At 56.9% G+C, this 25,153-nt stretch carries 16 protein-coding genes; 8 read left to right on the top strand and 8 right to left on the bottom strand.

Features of this window, described 5'->3' with window-relative positions:
- Positions 1-93: 93 nt before the first annotated feature.
- From VGM18_02255 to VGM18_02275, 5 genes are all read left to right on the top strand, one after another.
- On the top strand, positions 94-858 hold the full coding sequence (locus tag VGM18_02255; GenBank protein HEY3971794.1) for a Crp/Fnr family transcriptional regulator: 765 nt from the start codon (positions 94-96) through the stop codon (positions 856-858).
- A 251-nt stretch (positions 859-1,109) separates the two neighbouring features.
- Positions 1,110-2,930: an ABC transporter ATP-binding protein gene (locus tag VGM18_02260; GenBank protein HEY3971795.1), complete on the top strand. Its 1,821-nt coding sequence runs from the start codon at positions 1,110-1,112 to the stop codon at positions 2,928-2,930.
- Between the two features lie 8 nt (positions 2,931-2,938).
- The gene (locus VGM18_02265) at positions 2,939-7,423 is read left to right on the top strand and encodes a glucoamylase family protein (GenBank protein HEY3971796.1); all 4,485 of its coding nucleotides are present in this window, start codon (positions 2,939-2,941) and stop codon (positions 7,421-7,423) included.
- 94 nt (positions 7,424-7,517) lie between these two features.
- Entirely contained in the window at positions 7,518-9,035 is a 1,518-nt protein-coding gene (locus VGM18_02270; GenBank protein HEY3971797.1) for a glycosyl hydrolase family 39, read from the top strand.
- Between the two features lie 208 nt (positions 9,036-9,243).
- Positions 9,244-10,266, top strand: coding sequence for a VWA domain-containing protein (locus tag VGM18_02275; GenBank protein HEY3971798.1), 1,023 nt, complete (start codon positions 9,244-9,246; stop codon positions 10,264-10,266).
- Positions 10,267-10,544: 278 nt separating this feature from the next.
- Here VGM18_02275 and VGM18_02280 read toward each other — a convergent pair whose 3' ends face one another.
- Together VGM18_02280 and VGM18_02285 are read right to left on the bottom strand one after the other, a co-directional pair.
- Complete coding sequence (locus VGM18_02280) at positions 10,545-10,751, bottom strand: hypothetical protein (protein ID HEY3971799.1); 207 nt, start codon at positions 10,749-10,751, stop codon at positions 10,545-10,547.
- A 120-nt stretch (positions 10,752-10,871) separates the two neighbouring features.
- Entirely contained in the window at positions 10,872-12,167 is a 1,296-nt protein-coding gene (locus VGM18_02285) for a zinc dependent phospholipase C family protein (protein HEY3971800.1), read from the bottom strand.
- A 256-nt stretch (positions 12,168-12,423) separates the two neighbouring features.
- Between VGM18_02285 and VGM18_02290 the strand changes: the two genes are divergently transcribed.
- Both VGM18_02290 and VGM18_02295 read left to right on the top strand, forming a co-directional pair.
- On the top strand, positions 12,424-12,579 hold the full coding sequence (locus VGM18_02290; protein ID HEY3971801.1) for a lmo0937 family membrane protein: 156 nt from the start codon (positions 12,424-12,426) through the stop codon (positions 12,577-12,579).
- Between the two features lie 93 nt (positions 12,580-12,672).
- Positions 12,673-12,984 (top strand): YtxH domain-containing protein, encoded by a 312-nt coding sequence (locus VGM18_02295; protein HEY3971802.1) that lies wholly within the window; start codon positions 12,673-12,675, stop codon positions 12,982-12,984.
- A gap of 138 nt (positions 12,985-13,122) precedes the next feature.
- Here VGM18_02295 and VGM18_02300 read toward each other — a convergent pair whose 3' ends face one another.
- On the bottom strand, positions 13,123-13,455 hold the full coding sequence (locus tag VGM18_02300) for a hypothetical protein (GenBank protein HEY3971803.1): 333 nt from the start codon (positions 13,453-13,455) through the stop codon (positions 13,123-13,125).
- A 421-nt stretch (positions 13,456-13,876) separates the two neighbouring features.
- On the opposite strand from VGM18_02300, the gene VGM18_02305 reads away from it, so the two are divergent.
- Positions 13,877-15,040 (top strand): hypothetical protein, encoded by a 1,164-nt coding sequence (locus tag VGM18_02305; GenBank protein HEY3971804.1) that lies wholly within the window; start codon positions 13,877-13,879, stop codon positions 15,038-15,040.
- 70 nt (positions 15,041-15,110) lie between these two features.
- Here the strand turns inward: VGM18_02305 and VGM18_02310 are convergent, their stop codons facing one another.
- From VGM18_02310 to speB, 5 genes are all read right to left on the bottom strand, one after another.
- Positions 15,111-17,726 carry a PEGA domain-containing protein gene (locus VGM18_02310; GenBank protein ID HEY3971805.1) on the bottom strand — a complete coding sequence of 872 codons (2,616 nt, stop codon included), beginning with the start codon at positions 17,724-17,726 and terminating at the stop codon, positions 15,111-15,113.
- Between the two features lie 258 nt (positions 17,727-17,984).
- Positions 17,985-21,113 (bottom strand): multidrug efflux RND transporter permease subunit, encoded by a 3,129-nt coding sequence (locus VGM18_02315; protein HEY3971806.1) that lies wholly within the window; start codon positions 21,111-21,113, stop codon positions 17,985-17,987.
- A gap of 164 nt (positions 21,114-21,277) precedes the next feature.
- Positions 21,278-22,387: an efflux RND transporter periplasmic adaptor subunit gene (locus VGM18_02320; protein HEY3971807.1), complete on the bottom strand. Its 1,110-nt coding sequence runs from the start codon at positions 22,385-22,387 to the stop codon at positions 21,278-21,280.
- 291 nt (positions 22,388-22,678) lie between these two features.
- Entirely contained in the window at positions 22,679-24,187 is a 1,509-nt protein-coding gene (locus VGM18_02325) for a glycosyl hydrolase (GenBank protein ID HEY3971808.1), read from the bottom strand.
- 110 nt (positions 24,188-24,297) lie between these two features.
- Positions 24,298-25,140 (bottom strand): agmatinase, encoded by an 843-nt coding sequence (gene speB / locus VGM18_02330; GenBank protein HEY3971809.1) that lies wholly within the window; start codon positions 25,138-25,140, stop codon positions 24,298-24,300.
- Positions 25,141-25,153 lie beyond the last annotated feature (13 nt).

Consider the following 25,153-nt stretch of genomic DNA (forward strand, 5'->3'; position numbering starts at 1 on the left):
CTCTACTCTGAAGGAATCTTCGCACTGCGGATGTGTATTCGGCAGCATCAAAGGAACTACCGGCTAGAGTCCGGCTCCGGGAGGTGAATTCCTATGTCGAATGAGATCGGGGCGATCAGCGAACTCCAGACTCTACACGCTGGAGAACGAACGAATGCGGAAGGCAAGCCGGTGATGAACACGATTCTTTTATCAATCCCCGATGAGGAGTTTGACCTGATCCGCCCGCACCTGCGGTTTCTGGTGTTGCCGCACCACCGTACGCTGCACGAGCCCAATCGCAAGGCGGAGTTCGCCTATTTCCTGAACCGAGGCATGGTTTCTCTGGTGGTGACTGCGGGCCGGGGACAAAGTGTGGAAGCGGGCGTCGTCGGGAACGAGGGATTTTCGCCGATCCCATTGGCGGCCGGCATCAGGAGAATTCCGCACCGCGCCGTGATGCAGGTTGGCGGAGAAGGGTTCAAGGTTAACGCCGATGCCATGGAGACAGCTCTACAATCCAGCCCACAGTTCCAGCGACTGCTGAATCGGTATGCGGCAGTTCACGGCATGCAAGTCGCCCAGACTGCCGGCTGCAATCGGCTCCATAATCTCGAGCAACGTTTTTCCCGATGGCTGCTCCTGATTCAGGATCGTGTTGAGTCCGGTCTGCTGCGCATCACCCACGATTTTCTGGCGACTATGCTTGGAACCGATCGCCCCAGTGTGTCTTTGGTAGCGGGCGGACTGCAACGGAAACGCATTATCGAGTACACGCATGGCTCGGTGAAAATTCTGAATCGCAAGAAACTCGAAGCTTCGGCTTGCGAATGCTACGGAATTACGCAGCTGTTCAACGCGGAAATGGGTCTTCGGTAGGAAGCGCCGCTGCGCGCTTATGAGAGTACTGCGGCCTTATTGGATTTTCGGCGATTTCGGACGACGGAAGGCCGTCCCCGTTTTTCCTCAACCAGCCTGCCCTTGTCACTGGGGCATTGATCCAACCTATTGAAACGATTCGTCATCGAAGCTGAGTCCGATCGAGCAAGCCATGGCTTTCAGTAGATTCGATGGTCATCCGGGAACGGAACCCATGGGGTGGCCGTCCCTTCGGCAGATATAGGTGCGTAATGTCGAGTCGGCAAAACTTGTGGAGCAGTTGGCATGACCGTCTGGCCGCGCTTCGCAATATTCCCGTCGTCCTGCGTATCGTTTGGGAATCCGGCGGGACAGTCGTAGCGCTCGGTCTGATATTTCGCTTAGTGGCTTCGCTATTGCCCATCGCCCTACTGTGGGTAACCAAGCTGATCATCGACAGCGTGGTGCATGCCGTAAACGCCCATCAACCCGTGCCGCGACATCTTTGGCACTTGGTGGAAATCGAATTTGGACTGGCGGTTTTCGCCAGCGTTCTGAGTCGCACGGTCGATTACCTCGACCAACTGCTCGCCGACAACTACACGCGCCACGTCAGCATTCAAGTCATGAAGCATGCAGCAGAGCTCGACCTGCTGGCCTATGAAGATCCTGTCTTTTATGATCGCTTGGAACGAGCGCGGGTACAGGCCACAGACCGTCTGGGCATGATTCAATCGATGGGGCGACTGGTGCAGCAGGTTGTCACGACGGTTTCGCTTTCCGTTTCCATCATGGTCTTTTCCCCGTGGCTGCTGCTGCTTTTGATTGCAGGAGTGGTTCCGGCATTCCTCGGAGAGAGTCACTTCGCATTCTTGAGCTATGCCAAAAATTTCCGGCAAACACCGATTCGCCGACAACTCGACTATTTGCGCGTATTAGGAGGCAGCAAAGAAGCGGCCAAAGAACTGAAGCTCTTTGGGTTGAAAGATTTCCTGACGGAACGGTTCACCAAGCTCTCCGATCAAATCTATTTTGAAGATGTGGCCCTGGCCCGCCGCCGCTTGGTGGCCGGGGCGCTATTGTCAATTGTTGGCGCGGCCGGTTATTACGGCGCCTACGTACTGGTGATTTGGCGGACAGTCACGGGAGTGCTGAGCATTGGAACGCTGACATTTCTGGCGGGCGCGATTCTGCAAGCCAGCACTAATATTCAACAGATTTTTTCGACGGTGTCGAGCATCGCCGATCAGGCTTTGTTTCTTACCGATCTGATTGCGTTTCTCCAGATGAAGCCGACAATCCGCTCGAAACCCCAAGCCCTGCCCGCGCCCAAGCCCATCCGTCAGGGATTCGAGTTCCGCAACGTTTCCTTCCGCTATCCCGGCGGAGTGCATCTGATTCTTAACCATTTCAATTTTCGCATTCACCCTGGAGAGCGGGTCGCACTGATCGGCGAGAACGGTCAGGGAAAGACCACCATCGTCAAACTGCTCACCCGCCTTTACGATCCGGTCGAGGGACAGATCCTGCTCGATGGCATCGACCTTCGCGAATACAGCCTTGAGAGTCTGTACCGAGAGATTGGCGTGATTTTCCAGGATTTCATGCGCTTTGAAATGACGGCTAGCGAGAACATTTCTGTGGGACGAATCGAGGAACTCGACAACCTTCCTCTGGTACAGGTTTCGGCGGAGAAAAGTCTGGCCGATGAAGTGGTCCGCAAACTTCCCCGCGGGTACGAGCAAATGCTGGGCCGCCGTTTCGAGGGCGGCGTGGATCTTTCCGGAGGCGAGTGGCAAAAAGTTGCGCTCGCTCGCGCCTATCTGCGGGATGCGCAAGTTCTCATTCTGGACGAGCCCACCGCCGCGCTCGACGCCCGCAGCGAATTCGAGGTATTTCAGCGCTTTGCCGAACTCACGCGAGGCAAGATGGCGCTCTTTATTTCGCACCGATTTTCGACGGTACGAATGGCCGACCGCATCGTCGTAATCGAAGACGGCCGCGTCGCCGAAGAGGGCAGACATGACGAGTTGACTCACCTCGGTGGCCGATATGCCGAGATGTTTGAAATGCAAGCTGCGAGTTATCGCTAGGTGCTTTTATGCCGCTGAATCGTCGCATTCAAGCCGTCATCGCGGAAGAAGCGACCCACGCTTCAACTACGGTCGACGACCAAATGGAGTTCCAGGCCCTGCGCGCGAAAGGCGAACGGCTGGCTTCGGAACTGGCGTGGATGCCGCGCATAAAATCCTCCAATACCTTCTCAGCCCGTTGTCGTCAACTGAAAATCCATCTGGCTTCAGTGATTGCGGCGGTAAATTCCTTAACCACTCGTTCCCGTCTTTCAGCCGATGCCCGCTTGATTCGGGAGAACGAATCTCTGATCTATTCGGAGTTGCTGAGTGTCAGCTCGGATCTGAAATTACGCAGGCGTTTGCCGCACGTTCACACCCGCAACGCCGAAAATATTCCTCGTATACTCGCTTTTGCGCAAGGCTTCTTCACGGCCACCGAATACCGCTTCTGTGAGCAGAGACTGACCTCGTTCTGCCTGGGCTTCCAGGAGATGGCCCCCCTGGAATTGCGTGAAATCAACGCCTTGGTTCCGGCCTTGAAGCTAGTACTGCTTGAGGAGATAGCAACATGCGCCCGGCGCGCGTTCAATGGTAATAGCGAAGAGCGCGGCTTGCCCGATTTAGATGTCTGCATTCGGAGCCTTCGTGAAGTCGTGCAAATTTCCTGGGAAGACGTGCTTGGGCCGCTCATCTTGTTCGACGATGTTCTGCGGAAAGATCCGGTTGGCTGCTATGCCAACATGGACCCTGAGAGCTGGCGCCTTTATCGCAATCACCTGGCAAGAATTGCGGTGCAGTCCGACCTTACCGAGAGGCAAGTAGCCGAGGAGGCGCTGGCACTTGCGCGCGAAGCTCAAGCTCGAAGCTACGAAGATCCCCGGATCGCGCTGCGAGAATCGCATATTGGCTATTACATTGTGGGCGAAGGTGCCGAACGCCTGGTCGAGCGGGTTGGCAGCAGGCGAACCGTGATGCAGAAGCTGCGCGCCTGGCTGCGCCGGTATCCTGACGAGGTCTTCTTCCCCGGGATTGTCCTCATCACCTGCTCTCTGGTCGCCGCATGCCTGTTTATGGTGACTTCGCCGGATAGTTCGCTCGGGTTCATATTCGTCTCGGCGCTGTTGTTGCTATTGCCAAGTTCCCAGAGCGCAGTGCAAATCACCGACTACATCATCACGGCGCTGCTACCACCGGAAATTCTTCCCAAGCTTGACTTTTCCAAAGCGGTCCCCGCCGATTGCCTGACGCTCGTCGTGATTCCGACTTTGTTGTTGAATGAAAAACAAGTGCGTGCGCTGGCAGAGGACCTGGAGGTGCGGTTTCTGGGAAACCACGATCCCAATATCCATTTCGCGATCCTCTCCGACCTGCCGGATTCTTATCATCTGGACCGCGAAGACAGCCCGCTGATTGATCTTTGTTCTTCTTTGATCAGGGAACTGAATGAGAAATATAAAGGGCAAGGGAAAGGTGCCTTCTTGATGTTCCATCGGCACCGCGTTTACAACCCGCGGGAAAGAGGCTGGATGGGATGGGAACGAAAACGAGGCAAGCTGCTCGACCTGAATAAGCTGTTGCGTGGACAATACGACAGCTTCCCGATCAAAGTCGGTGACTTGTCGATTCTTCCCAAAGTCCGCTACGTGATAACACTGGATACGGACACAGAATTGCCGCGCGGAGCGGCGCAGCGCATGATCGGCACCCTGGCTCATCCCTTGAATCGGGCGATTGTCGATCCCGAACGGAACATCGTGGTCGCAGGCTACGGAATCTTGCAGCCCCGGGTTGGGGTAAGTGTACAAAGCACCGTCCGCTCCCGACTGGCTGCCATCTATGCCGGTGAAACCGGGTTGGACATTTATACGAGGGCGGTTTCCGACGCCTATCAGGACCTTTACGGCGAAGGCAGCTTTACCGGCAAAGGAATTTACGATGTCGACGCGGTGCACCGGGTGCTCGATAGCCGGTTTCCGCGCAATGCGCTTCTCAGTCACGATCTGATCGAGGGCGCCTACGCGCGCGCGGGTTTAGCCAGCGACATCGAGTTGATCGAGGATTATCCCTCGCACTATAGCGCCTATAACCGTCGCAAACACCGCTGGCTACGCGGCGACTGGCAGATTGCCGGATGGCTTTCGTCGGAAGTGCCGGATGAATCGGGTGCGCGGGTTCCGAACCCAATCTCCAGGATCTCCCGCTGGAAGATCCTGGACAACTTGCGGCGCAGCCTGGTCGAACCTGGCACGTTCCTGCTGCTTCTTTTCGGCTGGCTCGTGCCCGGCGGCCGGCACGTGGCCTGGACCGTAGCTGCCTTTTTTCTTTTGTCTCTTCCGATATTCTTTCAGCTCGTCTTTAGCCTGGTGCGGGCGGCGGTCAAGCGCAAGAGCACGATCGCACGCGAAGCCGTCAGCACATTTCTTACGGGCAGCTTCACCACCTTGCTCACGCTCGTTTTTCTTGGCCACCAGACTCTGCTCTCGGTCGATGCCGTAGTCCGCGCGATATTTCGCCGCACGGTTTCGCGCGAACGCCTTCTGGAGTGGGAAACAGCGGCCGAGTCGGAAGCCGCCATTCGCCTTACTCCGGTCGACCGATATCTCAATTGGATGCCGGCCATCGCAGTAGTCATCGCTCTGGTCGTATGGCGTGCGCAGCCCAGCGCTCTCGTTGCCGCTCTGCCGGTCCTGATGTTGTGGGCTTCCAGCAAGTTCATTTCGGTCTGGTTGAACCGGTCGCCAATCGCTCCCCGGGCTGAGTTACCCCGGAAAGACTTGCGGTTTCTGCGCCGATCGGCATTGCGTATCTGGCGCTACTTTTCCGAGTTTTGCACGGCGGAACATAACTGGCTAATTCCAGATAATGTTCAGGAAAAACCGCCTGCGGTCGCGGCCCGGGTTTCGCCCACCAATCTTGGTTTGCTCTTGAACGCACAACAGGTGGCCTGTGAATTTGGCTATCTCACCGTTCCCGAATTGGCGGCGCAAACCCGGCGGACTCTTGATACGCTCGCACGTCTCCCGAAATATCGCGGCCATCTTCTGAACTGGTACGACACGCACACCCTGGAAGCGCTTCCGCCGCAGTTCGTCTCTTCGGTCGATAGCGGAAACCTGTTGGCCTCACTTTGGACTTTGCAGCAGGGATGTCTGGCTTGCCTCCAAGAACCGCTTTTCCAGCCATCTCTGGCTGAGGGACTTCTCGATTGTTTAAGAGAACTGGCCACGCTGCGAGTACTCCCTCGCAAAGTGCTTTCTCGCTGCGAAAAGGATCTTCAAGGGGGAGATTGGCTTTCTGCAGCACAAGCACTCTGCGGAACCGCTGCCGACGAAATGCGGCCGCGTCCCAAGTCCCGGCACGCCGCGGAGATTCAATGGTTTCGAGAGCAGACGCTCACCCGGCTCCAGGCGATTTACAGCTTAGTCCAATCCTATGCCCCGTGGGATCTGGCGGAATTCCAGCCTCTCCAAACCGATGGTCTTGTGAGCGCCACAGTGCCGCCGTCTTTGCAGCTATTACCGCAGTTCATTGACGACTTGCAGCATCGCCTCGATCAAGCGGTGATCTCCGCTTCGGGCGAGCAAAAGAAACTTATTGAGGATTTGCTGCGGCTTCTCCCCCAGGCTGCGGCAAATGCCAGCCAACTGGCCGATACTCTTCGAACGGTCGCGTCCGACGCCAGGAAGCTGGCCGATGCCATGGATTTCGGTTTCCTTTTTAACCGTCGCCGTAAACTGATGTCGGTGGGATTCAATGTCCAGACTCAGCAACTTGAGCTGGCATGTTACGATCTGCTCGCGACCGAGTCCCGCACCGCAGTATTCGTCGCTATCGCCAAAGACGATATTCCTCAGGAATGCTGGTTCCGGATGGGTCGCGCCCACACCGTGGAACAAGGGCACCCTATCCTACTTTCCTGGACGGGGACGATGTTCGAATACTTAATGCCGACCCTGTGGATGCGTTCGTACGCGAACACGCTGCTCGACCGAAGTCGCCTTGCGGTAGTGAGTTGCCAACGGGAGTATGGAACCAGGAAAGGCGTGCCGTGGGGGATTTCCGAATCGGCATACTATAAGCTCGACGAAGCCGGCAATTATCAGTATCTCGCGATGGGAGTTCCACAACTCGGACTGATGAAACGGGAGTCTTGTCCTCTCGTTATCTCTCCGTACTCTACCTTTCTTGCAGTGACGGTAGATTCGACGGAGGCATTGCGAAATCTTCGCCGCATGGAGAAGCTGGGATGGTTCGGTCCGTACGGTTTTTATGAGGCCGCCGATTATTCCGCCTCAAGTCGCTTTGGCTGGCGCCGCCAGCAGATCGTCTATAGCTGGATGGCGCACCACCAAGGAATGAGTTTGCTCTCGATCGCCAATCTGCTCTGCGACAATGTAGTGCAACGCTGGTTCCACAGTAATCGCCGCGTCCAGGCGACCGATCTCCTGTTACATGAAAAGCCAGTTTCGCATGTATCGCCGACGCGGCTGCCGCGCATGACGGTCGCTTAGTTTTGAAGCCGATTTTCATTGCGCCACAAATTGCTGTGGCGCTTGATTGCTGTTTGTTTTTGTGGGCTCCGTTTTTTCTGTAAAGTAACGCGGCATGAAAAAAATCTTCAGATACGAATCCCTGCTCGTCGTTGTTATTGCCCTGCTTATTTCGTGCACCCTTCCGAATATGTATGGGCAAACTCCGGCAGCTTCGGATACCCTACTCGTCGACGGCGCCGCCCCGACACACCCATTCCCCCACTTTTGGGAACAAATGTTTGGCTCCGGTCGAGCCATTCTCGTGCTCCGCGACAGCTACCGTCAGGATTTGCGTGCGGTTCACCAGATTACCGACTTCGAATATGTGCGATTTCATGCCATTTTTGACGATGAAGTCGGTATCTACGATGAGGATGGCGAGGGAAAACCGGTTTACGACTTTTCCTATGTCGATCAGATCTACGATGGGTTATTGGCCGACGGAGTCAAGCCTTTTGTAGAAATCAGCTTCATGCCTAACAAGCTCGCAGCGGCTGCGAAGTTGCAGCCTTTTTGGTATAAACCGAACGTATCGCCGCCTAAAGATTGGGCAAAATGGGATGCGCTCATCGCCGCTTTCGTGGGCCATCTGATCGACCGCTATGGAATCGACGAAGTTGCCGCGTGGTATTTCGAAGTCTGGAATGAGCCAAATCTTGACTTCTGGGCCGGCGAACCAAAGCAATCCACGTACTGGGAACTGTATGACCACACGGTTCTCGCCATCAAGAAGGTGAACGCGCGGCTTCGTGTAGGAGGACCGGCTACGGCTCAGGCCGCATGGGTCAGCCCATTCCTCCAGCATTGCACACAAAACAACATCCCCGTAGATTTCGTTTCTACTCACGTCTACGGAAACGACAGTTCGACCGACGTGTTCGGCACGACCGAAGATATACCGCGCAACCAAATGGTGTGCCGCGCCGTTCAGAAAGTTCACCAGCAAATCCGCGATTCCGCTAAACCAGGCCTGCCGCTCATCTGGAGTGAATTCAACGCCAGTTACAAGAACGAGACCGACGTCACCGATGCTGTATATATGGGTCCATGGCTGGCCGAGACGATTCAGCAATGCGACGGGCTGGTGAATATCATGTCCTATTGGACGTTTTCCGATGTCTTCGAAGAACAAGGCGTAGTGAAGAAGCCGTTCTACGGAGGATATGGTTTGCTGGCGGAAGATTCTATCCCGAAGCCGGCATTCGAAGCTTTCCGGTTGCTGCACAAGCTGGGAAACGAGCGGCTCACTTTGGACTCCGATTCCGCGCTGGTCACCCGGCGTGAGAATGGCTCAATCGTAATCGCCGTATGGAATTACCAGCCGCCCGAGCATTCCGGGCGAAGCAGGAACGTTGCTCTCCGTTTCAAGAATATAAATGCGAGCCATGCGTCCGTATGGCGGGTGGATGTGAATCATGGCGACTTCCACGAATCGTACAAGAAAATGCATGAACCCCGCTATCCGACGCCGGCCCAGATTCGACAGCTTCGCGCCTCCTCAGAGATCGAGCCGGTGGTGCGGGACATTACAAATAGTGAACTCGAGTTGGACGTGCCGGCTTCGGGCTTGGCCTTGATTGAGCTGAAATGAGCTCTTCGGGGCAATGAACCGGGACGAGGCTGCGGTTTGCACCAGCGCAATACTTCGGTAGAGGAAAGTGCGGAGGATTCTGCAGGAAACTATGGCGGCGTTTACAGGTTCAAAATGATGGTTCCTCCCGGCGAATTGCCGTAAGAACTAAGGTGGCGATGGCAAGCCATGGCGTCGTTGAAAGCGGCTTGCGGCCAGGCGGTGAACCATGCCGGTCCTTCGGAACGCGAGTCACGTTTTCGCGGCCGCTCTTCAGATCACACTAAGTGTTTTTCTTCTTCTCGGTGTGCTCGATACCGCGCTTCCCGCCCAAACTGACGTGAACGATGTTCACGTTGTACCCAGAAGGAGCCCTATCGCGCTGTCCGATGCTCTAGTGTCCAGCGTCGGCGGTCTTCACTTAATCAAGTCGGATGTGAATCTGGTGCTGGTTCCGGTGAGCGTGACCGATCCCCTGGAGCGCCTGGTGACCGGTCTGAATCAGGAGAACTTTCAGCTTTTCGAGGGCAAAAAGCCGCAGGAAATCCGCCACTTTTCCAGTGAAGACGTGCCCATTTCCGTGGGCATCATTCTGGATGCGAGCGGCAGCATGGGCAACAAGATGGATCGCGTGCGCGAAGCCGTAAGTCAATTCTGCGACGCCGCAAATCCTCGGGATGAGTTCTTCATGGTGATGTTTTCCGACGAGCCTCGCGTGGCGACAGACTTTACCTTCTCCCCCGAAGATCTCGAAAGAGACTTGCTGTTCACGAAACCGAAAGGGCGAACAGCCCTGCTCGACGCCATCTACCTTGGCTTGCATATGATGGACAATGCCACATATGCCAAGAAGGCCCTGCTCATCATCTCGGACGGCGGCGACAACCATAGTCGCTATACCGAAAAGGAAATCAAAACGGCGGCGAGGGAATCGGACGTAATGGTTTACGCCGTTGGAACCTTTGACCGGTATGCGCCGACGCAGGAAGAGATGCTCGGCCCCGGCCTGCTGTCGCAAATCGCGAGTTCTACGGGAGGCCGGTCCTTCGTGGTCGAGAACGCGGTCGCATTGCCGGAGATTACGCGGCGGATCGGAGCAGAGCTTCGAACCCAATACGTTCTGGGTTATCGTCCGCAGGACGTCGCGCCAGACGGGAAATGGCACAAGATTCAAGTGAAATTAAGATTGCCAAAAAAGTTTTCTTTCCTGCGCGCCCATGCCAGGTCTGGATATTACGCGGCCAGCAGGTAGGCCCAGCACGGCGAAGCCGGAATCGTAAGGACTCGCAAATGATTCGAAAACTACGAACAGGCCAATACCGTTTGTACTCGCGCAAGAAGAACCCTAAGACAGGCAAGCGCCGAAATCTCGGCACGTTCGCTACTCGACGTGCCGCAGAAGCGCACGAACGAGCGGTTCAATATTTCAAGCGTAGTTGAAGGTTGGGTTCAGGCGCTACATAAAGGCGGGAAGAAAAAAAGTCCCGACCCATGAGGTCGGGACTTCAAGAGTAGATGAAGCGTCACCAACTAGGAGGCGCGCCGCTGGCGGTCCTGATTTTCGTTGTCCAATTCATTCTCGCCTTGGCCGCTCTTCTTTTGCTGCCCGGGCTGGTTCTGTTGACCACCCTGACCGGTCTGCCCTTTCTGGCCCTGCTGTCCAGGTTGATTGCCCGACTGTCCACCTTGCTGACCAGTCTGGCCCTGCTGTCGGTTCTTCTCCATGTCGTCTGCCATGAAATAGTCCTCCTTTTAGAATGCGCGACTGGGCGCATCTGCACTCAATTCACTGCCTCAACTTAGTTGCCGAAGAATCAGCGAAGGTTGGGGGGAAACGGATGGGGGCGGCGCGCATGGCTAGTGCAGCGTATCAACTTGTGGCGACGGTATTTGCGGAAGAGGGAAGGCTCTTAACTGATGCAGCTCATCCTGCGTTTTCTGCCACGCCACTGCATTCCGTTTGGTGGCAATGGGAGCATTCGGGTCGCTATAGAAAGTCAAAATGTTCTGCTGCAACTCTGGGGTGAGCTGATCGAAATTGTGCTGCACCAATTGATCCAACAGGCGCGCGTAGGCCTTGTCTGTGAGTACATACTCGCCGGCGTGTGTAATTCGCCCGGTGTCGAAGTCGGTGTTGGGAAGCTGAAGATGTCGTGCCCGAACTTCGATCAGAAGGCTCCGGTAGTTATCCAGGGTGCGATTAACGCTGGCAATGTAAAGATCCTCGGTTTTTTGAGTTGGAATCTTGAAGTCGAGTGCTTTAAACGGTCCGACCTTGGGCACAAAATTGAGAAAGAAGGCCAGCACTCGCGTGCCGAATCCGGGCCGCCGGTATCCTTTGCCCCACTCGCGCTGATAGTTCGCGCGCGAAAGGTAATATCGAAACTTGCGGGCGTTGAAATTTGGGGTCTCGGCCACCAGTTCTTTTTTTCGCGACAGCAACGCCACCCTTGTCATCTCGGGAAGTATTGAGCTGATCGCACGCCGGAAGGTGCCAATTGCCAAATCCTCTTTCGTCAGCACCTCCGTCAGCGGAATGTCGTATGTATCCTGAAAAGCGCGCTCCAGCACGGGCTTGGAGATTTCAAATCCGATGAAGTCATGGTACCGGTCCGAAGTGTAGCGATTCTTGGCCACCTGAGTCACATCGAAGCCAAATTCCGTGCGGATATGAGCCTTGGGGTTATCCTCATACGTCACTTCGGGCCCAAATTTTTTCCGTAGCTTGGGAAATTCCAGCGCCACCGCCTGATTCACCACAGGATGGCCTAAATTGTCCGCCGAATAGTGCGACAACGCGCCCAGGGCAAAAGCGTATTCATCGACATCTGAAGATTCGTTGATCAGGTTGACGATGAAGTCTCCGCTACGCACGTAGTGAGTGAGGTCGCTGAAGTATTTGTTGCCGAAGGGATAGTAGCCCATGTCCTGAATGAGCGAACCGCCGTAGGCGAAGGCATGCGCCTTCTTTAGGTCTTCGGCGCTCGCGTGGGGGAAACGCTTGAGCAGCAGAGGCTGAATGTCGTCCTTCCATAACAGATCTACGACTTCTTCATGGGTTAGCACGGAGTACCCGCCGCAAACGCCTGACAATGAAAAAACCAGAGTCAAGCCCAGCAATAGTTGCCAAACACCGCGGAATTGATCTGTCAAGCCAGTCCTTTCCAGGTCGCCTTTTGCGGGTGGATGAGCATGGTTTGCCGTCGTCGTAACAACAACGCCGCATCTGTTAGTTGCCGAAAGCAGGTCGGGGTTGACGGAAAATCAAAATCCCTGAGCTCAGTGTACAGGCATATTGCCTTCCTGTTACCAGATGTTCCGTAATGACAGGTGGCCTGTTGGGGAATTACCGTGGGTTTGCGTCATTGGACTTCGGGCTTCTACAAATTCGAAAGCGGAGGAAACGCACATGAGTATCTGGGCAATATTATTCGTCGTCCTGTTAATTGCATGGCTGGGCGGATTCACGGTTTTCCATGTAGCTGGTGGACTGATTCACCTGCTGTTGGTCTTCGCGGTCATTTCCCTGATTTTGCATTTTGTGATGGGAAGCCGCACCGCATAGCCACGCTAGCATCGTACTCGCACACGGGAGTGTGGCTCAGCAAAAACGCGACTAACAACATGAACTAACTTATCAATTTAAGGAGTGTGAAGTATGAGCAAGTTACTCAATTCGCTGTTAAAAACCGCGGTCTTCGTCGCGAACCAATATTATGAGCAAGTCGACCGAGCTGCCGACCGTGTTACCGATCGCGTTTCCGATATCGTAGACCGTAGCAAAGAGATCGTGCGCGGGTCTGAGAACCATACGCTGCGCAACGTGTTAAGCTTTGCGGCCGGTATGGGCGTCGGGGTGGGTGCGGGGATACTGCTCGCGCCGGCCAGCGGAAGCGAAATTCGCAGCTCGATCAAAGGAAAGGTTCGCAATATCAGGAGCCAGGCGAGCCAAGCGACTCAAGCGAGCTGAGGTGGCACAGGCAGCGAACCGATTCGGGGAAAGCCTTAGTGATCTTCTCGAGAAGCGAACCAAGGCTCCGCGTCGGCAACCTGTTCAAATATGAAAGGCCAGCATTTCTGCTGGCCTCGGGGAGCGCTTCTACGCTGGTTATTGCGGTTGCGAACTGTCTTTCTTCATGTTGTCTCCTGCCATTTTGAGGGAGACCACATCAACGGAGCTGGCGTCGGCGGAAACGCGCGCTTTCAGGGTAACATGATGTCCCTCATGCCCCTTCACCGCGTCGGGATTTGTAATCGTCAAAGTCTTCCCGTCCTTGTCACTTGTGAACGTCTTGCCGTCATCGCTGATTTTTCCGGTGAGGTGGGTAGCCTTCGCCGAAGTGTCGTTCTTCATTGTGCCCTGGCTCATAGTGTCTTGAGCGAGCAGGCTGAGTGACGTCAGCACGCTCAATGCGAAGACAATCGTCATCAGTTTCCTCATTGCGATCTCCTTTGCGAAACTATTCCGGGACGGTGCCAATCCAGCCAGGCGACCTACTCCGGGGAAGAAGGATAGTCGTGAGGGTCCGAATGCCGGCCACAAGCAGGTCGACGCTAACCCATGACTATCCTGAATCGAGTCCTGAGCTTAACGAACCGACGAACCTCTATCAATACTGTGAATGCCTTAGCCGCTTGGGCTGAAGATAATGCCACCGATTCGTTCCGGCCCTCACAAACGCCCAGCTTTGCCAACCAAGCTGCTTTAGCATGGATGAGCTGCCGATTTACTAGATAACTCAATACTTTCCGCGCAACCTCCCAAGAGAGTTCTACTTCTAAGCATTCCGGCTAGGTCTTCAGAACCCATTGGAGAACTTGGCCGGTTCGGCGTTTGAACCGGCCAGGAGAAAGAACGCACAATGAGAAACTTCTTCGTTCGAGCCGGATTGCTGTTGGCCGCGGTGACGATAGCGATGTCATTGGCATCGTTCGGGCAGGTCCGCATATCAGTGTCGTTTGGTCCGCCGGCGCTCCCTGTCTATGACCAGCCGCTCTGTCCGGGCGACGGCTATATCTGGACGCCCGGTTATTGGGCTTGGGACGACGATGACGGCGATTACTACTGGGTGCCGGGCACCTGGGTGTTGGCGCCCGAGGTTGGTTTCCTCTGGACTCCGCCCTACTGGGCGTGGGCTGATGGCGGATTTATGTTTTACGACGGTTACTGGGGACCGCACGTCGGTTTCTATGGCGGCATCAATTACGGCTTCGGCTATTTTGGCGAAGGTTTTGTGGGCGGACGCTGGGACGGTGGACACTTCTTCTACAACCGCGCCGTGATGAATGTAAATGTCACCAACGTTCACAACGTCTATAACGAGACTGTCGTCAACAGGAATGTAACGGTAAATCGGGTGAGCTATAACGGCGGTAATGGCGGTATTAATGCTCGTCCGACTCCGCAGGAGGAAGCTGTCGCTCATGAGCGGCACATTCCGCCCGCGGCCACGCAGGTTCAGCACATGCAGGCTGCCCGCGGCAATCCGGAATTTCGAGCTTCGACAAATCATGGCAAGCCCGCTGTGGCCGCAACCGCCAGGCCAGGGGTATTCACCGGCCGCGAAGCCGTTCCGGCGCGAGAAGCCGGCGCGCCGTATAACCATCCGCCAGCTCGTGGAGCCGCTCAACCAAGACCAGAAAATGCTGGCCGCCCGGCGACTGAAGGGCGTCCCGCGGAGAATGGCGGACGGCCTGCAACTGCAGTTCATCCCAACGACCTCCCACCCATGGAGCGTCCGGCCGCACCGAACACAGGGAACGACAAGCTCGATCAGAAATATGCGCAGCAGCAGCAAAAGCTTCAGCAGAAGCAAACTCAGGAACGGCAGAAGCTGCAACAGCAGCAGGAAAACGAACATCAGCAATTAGCCAAGCAGAATGCGGATGATGCCAGAAAGCAGCAAGTCGAGCAGAAGCATCAGCAGCAGACGCAGCAATTGCAGCAGAGGCACGTGCTTCAACAACAGCAACTACAGCAGAGGCAGGCGCCACGAGGCCCAGCGCCATCGAGGCCTAAGAAGTAAATTGAACAGGGCGCAAAAGCTCACGTCAGTGAAGATTTGCCGATCTAACCTGCCACATCGCACAGCAAACTCACTGCGGCTGCATCGCTTCGTCAACCACCACTTTGCCGCCCTTGTCGGCGGTAACGATTTTGTGCACCGGCGCATACCCGCTCAGAGTAATGTCGACCACGTAGTTGCCGGGATCGAGCGCCACGTCCACCGGCGACATTTTGTCGAGCATGTGCTGGTTGATCGCCACCTGCGCGCCCTTGGGCGTGGTGTGAATGCTGACCAATGCCTGTCCCGCGGGTGCGCCCTTCCCGCCAAATAACTTGAACTTGCCGACTGTCTTGATATTCTCCGTGTTGCCCAGCGAGCGCAACGTGGGAGAGAAGTTAAACGTCTGCCCCAGCACGAACTGGGCGTTCATGGTTTCGTCAATGTAACCCGGCATCCGCACCAGCACCACATGCTGACCTTTGTCCACGCTGACCTGCGCCGGTGTTTTCGTGCCCACGTCGCGGCCGTCAACGTAGATGTTGGCTCCCGGCGGATCGCTTTTCACCACCAGTGTGGCCATCAATTGCGCCAGATGGATGGTGGCCGTCGCCCGGTTCGCGGAAACGACATTCACCGTCCGCGTATCGGTGGCGTAACCCGGCTTGCTGATCGTGATCGAGTGCACCCCTGGTTGCAGATTGCTCAAGGCAAACGGGGTGACCCAGCTCGGGTCCGTCTGCCCATCCACCTGCACTTGAGCGCCCTGCGGTGTGGAATCAACTGCTAAGCCTCCTGGAATCGCGGCGGGAGCGGGAGCGGACTTCTTCTTGGCACTTCGTGGCGCTTTCGAATTCGCAGCGGGCCGGGTCTCAACAGGTTCGGGCTCAGCCGCCGCGGGCGGTTCGGGATTGCTAGGTTGAGCCACGGGCTGGGCTGGGACAGGTTGCGGCGGGGGGGCCGACTGGATTGCCTGCGGCTGCGCGGGCGCTTGCGTCACCGCGGCAGAATGGTCCGAGCCGGAGTCATCGTCGCTGTTCAGCCCGTGCACATACATCGTCACGGCAATGCCGATCACCAGAATCAGCGCGACCGCTCCGCCAATGGCATAAAGCATGAGCTTGGGCGGAACATTCTTGATCTCTTTAATCGCTTTTTCGGCGACTTCCCGCGGCTGAACCCTGGGCTTCTCCTCGGCCTTCCGGTTGCCCGAGTAGACGCTTGTTGTTGCCGGGGCTGCGGACTGCATCTGCGGAAGCGGAGGCGGAGGCGGCGGTGGCGGAATATATACTTCCTTCAGGGGAGGCAACTCCGTCATCTCCGAAAAGCTCACACCAGCGCTGCCCTTCGACCCTCCCCCGGCCATCATCGGATCGACCGCGATCTTGGGAGAGTCGTTGGAAACTTCTTCGGAAACCTGCGGTTCGAAAGCCTCGATTTCCGGCTCATCGGCTACGGACGAGGACATGGATGCGCGGGGCGTGGTTGTGCTTGATAGCATTTCCGGCGCGTCGTTCTCGCTGGACTCGTTCGATTCGACGGAAGTCGAAAGATCCGCCTGCGCTGGCTCGTATTCCGAAACCTCCCGCGGCGATGCCGCGCTCTGGCCACTCCCCGCCCCGGCCGCCGCCGCAGCGGTTTTCGGAGCAGCGAGCCGCGAAACTGGCTTGGCCAATTTCGACTTCGTCTCAGCTGCGATCGCGGGGACGGTAAGCTTGGAAGCTGATGGAGTTGCAGGCCGCGCCATTGCTGCTGGAGTCGGCACCGGTGTCGCCTGCTTGGCCGCCGAAGGCGCCACAGATTTCGCCTGCGCCACCGGACTCGGCCTGGGCGCCACCGGCGCAGCCTTCGGCGCAACCGCCGCCTTGGGCGCTTCCGTTTTCTTCGCCGGCCTCGATTCTTTACAATTTTCCAGATCGTCGAGCAACTCGCGCGCGCTCTGATAACGCTGCGCGGGATCCTTCGCGAGCGCCTTGATGATGAGATTGCTCAGAACCGGATGCACTTTAGGATTCACCTGAATCGGCGCAGTCGGTGTGGTGTCGAGGATGCATTGCCGCAAACTCTCGGTGTCCTCGCCATCAAAGGCCTTCCGCTCCGTCACCATTTCATAGAGCATCGCGCCCAGACTGAACAGGTTCGATCGCGAATCGCACACATCGCTCAGCACTTGCTCCGGCGACATGTAATGCAGAATGGACGGAACTCCGTCGGGAACAAGCTGAACCATGTTCCCCACCTGCGAAACCCCGTACCCCAGAATCTTGACCGTCCCATCCCAGCCACACATGATTTTGGCCGGCTCCAGGCTGTAATGAACGATGTTGCTCGCCTTGGCGTGTTCCAGTCCGGTGGTCAACTGCCGGCCAATATCGAGCAGATCCCAAATCGAAAATCCTTCGTTGCGCGCCAGCATCGTGGCAATGCTGTTGCCTTGTATGTATTCCATGGCGGCGCAGAACTGGCCGTCGATGACGCTGGCACTGGATACTTTGGTGATATTAGAGATGCTCAAAACCTTGCAGGCTTCCACTTCGGCCAGCAGCACCTGTTCCAGCGCCGCCGCGCCATCGCCAAACGCGCTCAACTGGATCGCCTTCAACGCGATCGTCTGCCCACTCTCCGTATCGTTGACTTTGTACACCACGCCCGTAGGCGATTTCGACAGCTCGCTCAAAATTTCGAAGTGGCCGATTTTCGTAGGCATTGTCGTTTTTCCAGAACCCCGTTCCCCCGCGGGCACTCGCCTTGGTGCGCCAATCGTTGGCGGCGGATTCCCCGGGGGAAATGTACGGTTAGAATATCGCCGCTGGAGTTAGTCTTCGAGTTACCAAGGTAAGCAAGGAAAGACGGGAGTGAATGTCCTGTGGGGGAGCAGCGGGTGAACGGAAGATGGAGTGGAGGCGGGTCTTTGACCCGGGTCAAAAGCCCGGTCCTATACCATCACAGGCCACACGAAACTAATTTACGATGCAGGTTCAGGCTCAACCCGGGCGACCGGACCCTTACCGCGCTCCCGCCAGCCCTCAATAATCAGATACAGCACGGGGATGAAGAATAAATTCAGGATGGTCGACATGATCATTCCCCCAAACACGGTCGTGCCCACGGAATGCCGACCGTTTTCTCCTGCGCCCGTAGCCAGCACCAGCGGTACCACGCCGAGAATGAACGCCAGCGACGTCATTACGATTGGACGCAGCCGAATCGTGGCCGCCTGCACCGCGGATTCCAATAGAGGCGTGCCGCGCTCGCGCAACTGTTCGGCAAATTCCACGATCAGAATCGCATTCTTGCTCGATAACCCGACCAGCATTACCAATCCGACCTGACAGAAGACATCATTCTGTAGCCCGCGCAGCGCTTGCGCCCCCAGGGCTCCCAGCAGCGCCATGGGCACCGCCAGCAATACAATAAAGGGCAGCACGTAGCTTTCATACAGGGCTGCCAGAGTCAGATAGACGACCAGAGTGCCCAGCCCGAACAATATCAGCGAGGTCCCGCCCGCAGCCAATTCTTCCAGCGACAACCCCGTCCAGCTGTAGGTGAATCCCTGGGGCATCTTCGAAGCGAGCTGCTCCATCGTCGCGATCGCCTGCCCGGAGCTGTATCCCGGAGCCGGTGAGCCGTCGATTTCCGCGGAGCGGAATAGATTGTAGTGGTTGATGACCTGCGGGGTCGTTGTCTGCGTGACGCTAATCAGGTTCTCCAGCGGCACCATCGCCCCACTGTCGGAGCGAACGTAAAATTGGTTCATCTCTTGCGCGGTGGCGCGGAATTCTTTATCCGCCTGGACGTAAACCCGATACGAGCGGTTGGCGAAATCGAAATCGTTCACATAGGACGAGCCCATGTAGACACCCAGGGCATCGGTGATTTGCGACAGGGGCACGTGCAGGCTCTTCGCCTTCTCGCGATCAATCGTCACCAGATATTGCGGATCATTTGCGGTAAATTGGGTGAATAGACGAGTCAAGCCCTTCTGTTGCGCCGCTTGCTGCATTATGCCTTGAGTCGCGGCGGCTAGTTGGTCGAGTGTGTGCGCCCCCTGATCCTGCACCACAAACTGAAAGCCGCCGAATTGTCCCAGTCCCTGAATCGGAGGCGGCAGCGTGGGAAACACAATTGCTCCAGAAACGCCAAACATTCGGGGGCGAATGCGGTTCAAGATCGCGGTTGCGGAATGTTCCTCGCCCTTGCGCCGCGAATACCGTTTCAGCGGAACGAAAATGATACCCTGATTCGCCGCCGATCCCGCAAAACTGAAGCCGGCGACCACGAACGTTCCGTTCGATTCCGGCACATCCGCCAGCAAATCTGAGACCTGCTTCCCGATCGCCTTGGTGTATTCGAGCGATGCCCCCGACGGCGCTTGAATCACGACGATGAAATACCCCTGGTCTTCATCCGGGACAAAGCCGGTGGGCACGAGCCTAAACACGTAGTAAGTAAGCCCGAGTCCGGCAAGGAAGAGCAGCGAGGCCACCAGCCGGTAGTTCAGCAGGAATCTCAGCGCTTGCTGGTAAGCATTCGTCACCCCGCCCATCAACTTGTCAAACTGGCGGAAAATCCACAGCTTCTCGTGATGCCCGCCGCTCAAGAAAATTGCCGCCAGAGAGGGCGCCAGCGTCAGTGCGTTGAACGCCGAAATGGAGATAGAGAACGCAATCGTCAGCGCGAACTGCCGGAACAGGATACCCGTCGTCCCGGGGAAGAACGCCACCGGCACAAACACGGCCACCAGCACCAGCGAGGTCGCGATCACAGCCCCTGTGATTTCCCCGGTCGCCGCCGACGCCGCTTTGTGCGAGTCGTGCTCGCCCCCTTGAATGTGGCGCTCGATGTTTTCAATCACCACGATGGCATCGTCCACCACCAGCCCGGTCGCCAGCGTGATGCCGAACAACGTAAGCGTATTGATCGAGAAACCGAGCAACTTCACGAACACGAACGTGCCGATCAGCGAAACCGGAGTGGCGATGAAGTGAATCATCGTGGTTCGCCAGTCGCCAAGGAAAATGAAGATCACCAGGATGACCAGCACAATCGCCGTGCCCACTGTGTAGGTGACGTCGCGAATGGATTCGCCAACCGCGTCAGTGGTATCGAAGGCGACGTTGTAGTGCATGCCCGGCGGGAAATTCTTCGATAGCCGGTCGAGTTCGGCAATCGCCCGGCGGTCGACATCGAGCGCATTCGCCGTGGAAAGCTGCGTGACGGCAATGCCGATCGCGGGCTGGCCGTTGAATAGCACATCGTTGGCGTAGCTTTCGGCGCCCAGTTCGGCACGCCCCACATCTTTTAGGCGAACCAGCGTGCCATCGGAATTTGTTTTCAGGATGATGTTGTCGAACTGCGCCGGCTCGCTCAACCGCCCCACCGCGCGCACGCTAACCTGGTACTGCTGGCCCGGGATCGCCGGCTGCTGGCCGACTTGCCCTGCCGCCACTTCCACGTTCTGCTCTGCGAGCGCGTTCACTACGTCGGTCGCGGTGAGCGCGCGGCCTGCCATGCGCACCGGGTCGAGCCACAACCGCATGGAGTATTTGCGTTCGCCGAAGATGATCACGTCGGCGACACCGGGAATGCGTTTGAGCGAATCCCGCACATAAATATCGAGATAGTTGCTGATGAAGAGCGTGGAGTATCGGTTGTTGTCGGAGAAAACCGCGCCGCCAAAGACAAAGTTCTGCGAGGTTTTCGCGGTCGTGATGCCGACGGCCTTGACCGCAGCGGGAAGCCGGCCCTGCGCCGTGTTCACACGATTCTGGATATCGACGGTAGCGAGGTCGGGATCGCGGGTCAGATCGAAGGTCGCGATCACGCTGCTGGTGCCGTCATTGCCGCTGGTCGAGGTGACGTACTTCATCCCCTCGGCGCCGTTGACTTGCTGTTCGATGGGAATCGTGACCGCGCTCTCTACGGTCTGCGCGCTGGCTCCAATGTAGACGCTGGTGACGCCCACCTGCGGCGGTGCGAGATTGGGAAATTGCGCAATGGGCAGAGTCGGCAGCACCGCCAGCCCTGCCAGAACAATCAGCAGCGCGCATACCGTGGCAAACACCGGACGTCGAATAAAGAAGTCGACAAACATGAAGAAATCAGCCCTCAGCAGACTTTAGACTTTGCTGCTCAATGACGACTCATATCTAGATTGGAAATCGGCTTCCGGCTTTTCGCCTGGATGCAAAAAATCAGTATTGCCAAGTTTCAACGTCTGAATCGAGAATTCCGGAAGCCTGAAGCCGAGAGCGCCCGTCAACTCATGGGTATTACCGGCGCCCCATCCAGCAGAAACTGCGTCCCGGAAACGATCACCTTGTCGCCGGGCTTGATGCCATCCTGCACTTCGTAGTCGTTGCCGACGGTTTGGCCGATTTTCAGCGGCTTTTGCCGGGCCACGAAGGCTCCGCCATTTTGCGCTTCGGCTACGAATGCAAAATACTGGCCCGCCAGCCGCGACACGGCGAGAATCGGAACTTCGGGATTTTTGTGCGTCCCCCAGATCACACGGGCGCGAATGAACTGGGATTGCCGCAGGGCGTCGTTCCCATTCGTGATGCGGGCCTTCACCAGCACGGTCTGCGTCGTATTATCCACCTGTGGAGAAATGAAGCTAATTCGCGAATCGGCCAGCACTTTGCCCTCGCCGTCAACCACCTGCACTGGCAGATTCATCCTGAGCTGCGAGGAATGTTCGATTGGCACGTACACATAGGCTTCCAGGCTTCCTGGTTGGTCGACCGTCGTCAACTGCGTCGATACGGTTACGCGGTCCCCCACGCGCACCGGAATATCGCCGATGATTCCGCTGCGCGGCGCGACCACCTTGTAATAGTGAAGCTGCACTTCCTGCTCGCGCACTTGCGAGTCCAGCGCGTCCATTTGGGCCTGGGCCGAATCCAGCGTGGCCTTGGCCTGGTCCAGGTCCTGCTTGCTAACGACGCCGGCCGCGGCTAGACCCTGCGTCCGCTGAAACTGCTGCTTGGCCCAACTCAGGTTTGCCTCTTGCGCCGCCCGCGAACTCTCCAGGCCCTTGACCGTGGCCTGCTGTTTCAGCGGATCGATTTCCATCAGAGCCGCTCCCGCCTCAACCCGGTCGCCGGAGTGGACGAAAATCTGCGTGATCTGCCCCTCGACCTGGGGCATGATCACGGCTGAATCCCGCGATTTCAGGGTGGCGACGTACTCGGTCGCGTCGCTGACCGGCACCGCTTTCGCTTCCAGCACCTTCACCGGCATCCCGCCCCCGCCTCCAGCCTGAGGATTCTGCGCTGCTTTGCCGGAACAACCAATGGTGATCGAGCTGGCCGCTAAAGCGGCGACCAGCAAGGCGTTTGCCGTGAATTTGCGAAACTGATTTGCCATAAGTCAGAAGATGTTGAAGAAATGCCCCAAAAACTGCCCCACACGACGTGTTCCACCTACAGATTACCCAGGCCTGGTGAAGGACGCAAAAAATCGTCGCCGCCGATTTCAAGTCTTTCCTGGCGTGCTTTGCGTTTTAAAGCTTTTGACTTGGTCGCCGGCGAAGACAAAATCCTAGATCGCAAAGAAATGCCGCAAAGAACGCAAAGATCTAACGCAAAGATCTATGAATATAAAAGATCTATGAATATAGAAGATCGACGGTCTCGCCGTTTGAGACACCTCCCAAACTCATGGATTCAGCGCCAGAAACGCCACGCTATAGCCGTTGAGGGTGAGCGTCATCTGAGCCGCGGGCGCCACCGCCGCCGGCACTGGTCCGCTGCTGGCGCCGGTTGTACTGTCAATCGTCACCAGCGTGCCGCTGGAGAACGATCCCAGCGCGGAAATGTCCACCAGTACGCTCAGCGACACGCCCGGCCCATTATTGTCGGTTGGCGAGTTCACCGCATGATTCGCCAGCATAATCACTACGCTTCCGTCGCTATTGATGACCGGCAAGGTTTCCAGTTCTGCGTCGTCGGTCGCGGTGTACGAAAGCAATTGCGAACCCGCAGTCGCAGGAAACTCCTGCCCCAGCCAATAATCGACCCAGTAGCCAAGTTGCAGCGTTCCGGTATTATAATCAACCTCTCCGAACTGTTGGTCGGCGTCGTAATCCCAATGGTAGAGCATCGGCACGATGCCCCTCTTGCCGAACTGCGAGAATACATACGGCCGCCACGCCGCGAAAAACGGACTCGATCCGCGTAGGTCGGTCACAAACGTCTGTCCCGGATTGCAAGCGCTCATGCCGTTGTCGCTGTAATCGGCATTGACGTTATTTTCCGTCACCCAGATGGGAACGTTCGCGAATTTCGGCGAGAGATTAGAATGGATCGTCTGCACACTGCGGACAAATCCCGGAATCGTAGCCATCACCATCGCATCGGGGTCTGTTTGATCGCACGACGAATAGTAATGCGAGGCCACCACATCGACCTGCGCAGTTACGTTCTGCGCGAAGGTCAGCGCCCAGTCCTCGGAGCCACAGCACATTTCCAGTCCCACGAACTTCAGCGCCGGATCGACCGACTGCATCGCCGGAACCAGTGCGTTGTACATCGTGACGTACTCGCTCGCGTCGAGATTGTTATTGATGCTGGGCTCGTTATAGATGCCCCAGTAGGTGATGGGCTGCCCGCCGGGAGAGGAATAGGTGTTCCCGTTGGCCGTGAATCCGCCGGGAATGTTGTAATACTGGACCAGATTGGCCGCGTAGCCAGCGAACTGCGCGAAGGTCAGGTCCGTAAAAGCGTTCGCGCCGTTGCTGTCGTTTCCCGTGTACATGAACGGCGGCGCCTTCGCGATCTGAAACTCGGGACTGTGATCGCCGACTCCGAGCACCGGCTGCGCGATTGCGTCGAGCACCGAGAAATTCCACGCCGTCGAAAAGTTGTCGGCCGCGCCCTGCGGCACCCCCTGCGAAACGCCCTGGAGCCGAATGTGGTGCGGTCCCAGTTTTCCCAGCGTCATGGTTGCGTCGGGATTGTTGCCGAAGAATTGGTAGTCCCACTCCGCCGGCTGAAATGCAGTCGACATCGCCATGTTAAAGGGCGCAGTCGTGGTCTTGGAAATTACGACTGACTCCTGCGGCGTCGTCGATCCCCCGCCGCCCGAACTCATCCCGCCCCCACCGCATCCGCAAGCCAATGCCAGCACCGCCCACAGTGCAGCAATCTTCAATGCAGCGGTTTTCATGCCTGCCGATTCTACTCCACCCAATCCGATGTTCCTGACCGATTCGGGCACTACATGAAAAACCTTCAACCACGAAGGCCGCGAAGTGTCAGAAGGAAACCGGTTGTCCTTCATGGTTGAAGATTTGCCTGTGCGTTACCCGTAATCATCTTTCCCAAAATTTCCTTCACAATTTTCGCAGCCACGGTTGCGGTCATTCCCGCAATGTCCTGCACCGGGTTGTATTCGACCACATCTGCTCCCACAATCTTTCCTTCAATGGCATGGAGATGCGCAATTGCCTCGCGCACCGACATCCCGCCCGACTCGCGGTGCGAGACACCCGGCGCGAACGCCGGATCGAGCACATCCATATCGAATGTGATATACACCGGCGTTTCGGCCTTCAAGGTCCCGGCCGTCAACTTCTCGTAAGCCGGCAGGCCCTGCATCTCGACAACTTCCACGCCAAACTTCTGCGCTTGCTCCCGCTGATGCCGGTTGATCGTGCGAATGCCTAGTTGCACCAATCTCTTGGCCAGTCCGGCCTCCATGATTCGCGCGAACGGGCAAGCATGCGACAGCCGATTTCCTTCGAACTCGTCGTACAAATCGGGATGCGCGTCGAAATGAAAAATCGTCAACTCGGGATAGTGCCGCGCAAATGCCTTGACGATCGGAAAAGTAATCGAATGATCCCCGCCCAGCAACATCGGACGCTTTCCCTGCTCGAGCAACTTGCCAACTCCTCCTTCAATCGTCGCGAAAGCATCCTCTTCGAGAAATTCCAGATCGCCCGCATCCTCATACGCTCCCGGAGAACCCAGGTCGACGCCCAACTCAGTCCACGAGTTCGAGGCATCACAGCGCAACGCCTCGCGGATCTTTGGCGGAGCTTCGCCCGCCCCTCGCAAATAGGACGAGTACCCGTCGAAGGGAATTCCCAGCAGGGCAGGCATGTCGAGAGGGCGCATGGTTATTGTTGGC

The sequence above is a fragment of the Candidatus Sulfotelmatobacter sp. genome (genome assembly GCA_036500765.1).
GTDB lineage: Bacteria > Acidobacteriota > Terriglobia > Terriglobales > Acidobacteriaceae > Sulfotelmatobacter.

Excerpts from the sequence above, each read along its gene's own strand:
- VGM18_02255 (HEY3971794.1), top strand. The coding sequence starts at position 94 with ATGTCGAATGAGATCGGGGCGATCAGCGAACTCCAGACTCTACACGCT.
- VGM18_02260 (HEY3971795.1), top strand. The coding sequence starts at position 1,110 with ATGTCGAGTCGGCAAAACTTGTGGAGCAGTTGGCATGACCGTCTGGCC.
- VGM18_02265 (HEY3971796.1), top strand. The coding sequence starts at position 2,939 with ATGCCGCTGAATCGTCGCATTCAAGCCGTCATCGCGGAAGAAGCGACC.
- VGM18_02270 (HEY3971797.1), top strand. The coding sequence starts at position 7,518 with ATGAAAAAAATCTTCAGATACGAATCCCTGCTCGTCGTTGTTATTGCC.
- VGM18_02275 (HEY3971798.1), top strand. The coding sequence starts at position 9,244 with ATGCCGGTCCTTCGGAACGCGAGTCACGTTTTCGCGGCCGCTCTTCAG.
- VGM18_02280 (HEY3971799.1), bottom strand. The coding sequence starts at position 10,751 with ATGGCAGACGACATGGAGAAGAACCGACAGCAGGGCCAGACTGGTCAG.
- VGM18_02290 (HEY3971801.1), top strand. The coding sequence starts at position 12,424 with ATGAGTATCTGGGCAATATTATTCGTCGTCCTGTTAATTGCATGGCTG.
- VGM18_02295 (HEY3971802.1), top strand. The coding sequence starts at position 12,673 with ATGAGCAAGTTACTCAATTCGCTGTTAAAAACCGCGGTCTTCGTCGCG.
- VGM18_02300 (HEY3971803.1), bottom strand. The coding sequence starts at position 13,455 with ATGAGGAAACTGATGACGATTGTCTTCGCATTGAGCGTGCTGACGTCA.
- VGM18_02305 (HEY3971804.1), top strand. The coding sequence starts at position 13,877 with ATGAGAAACTTCTTCGTTCGAGCCGGATTGCTGTTGGCCGCGGTGACG.
- VGM18_02310 (HEY3971805.1), bottom strand. The coding sequence starts at position 17,726 with ATGCCTACGAAAATCGGCCACTTCGAAATTTTGAGCGAGCTGTCGAAA.
- VGM18_02315 (HEY3971806.1), bottom strand. The coding sequence starts at position 21,113 with ATGTTTGTCGACTTCTTTATTCGACGTCCGGTGTTTGCCACGGTATGC.
- VGM18_02320 (HEY3971807.1), bottom strand. The coding sequence starts at position 22,387 with ATGGCAAATCAGTTTCGCAAATTCACGGCAAACGCCTTGCTGGTCGCC.
- VGM18_02325 (HEY3971808.1), bottom strand. The coding sequence starts at position 24,187 with ATGAAAACCGCTGCATTGAAGATTGCTGCACTGTGGGCGGTGCTGGCA.
- speB (HEY3971809.1), bottom strand. The coding sequence starts at position 25,140 with ATGCGCCCTCTCGACATGCCTGCCCTGCTGGGAATTCCCTTCGACGGG.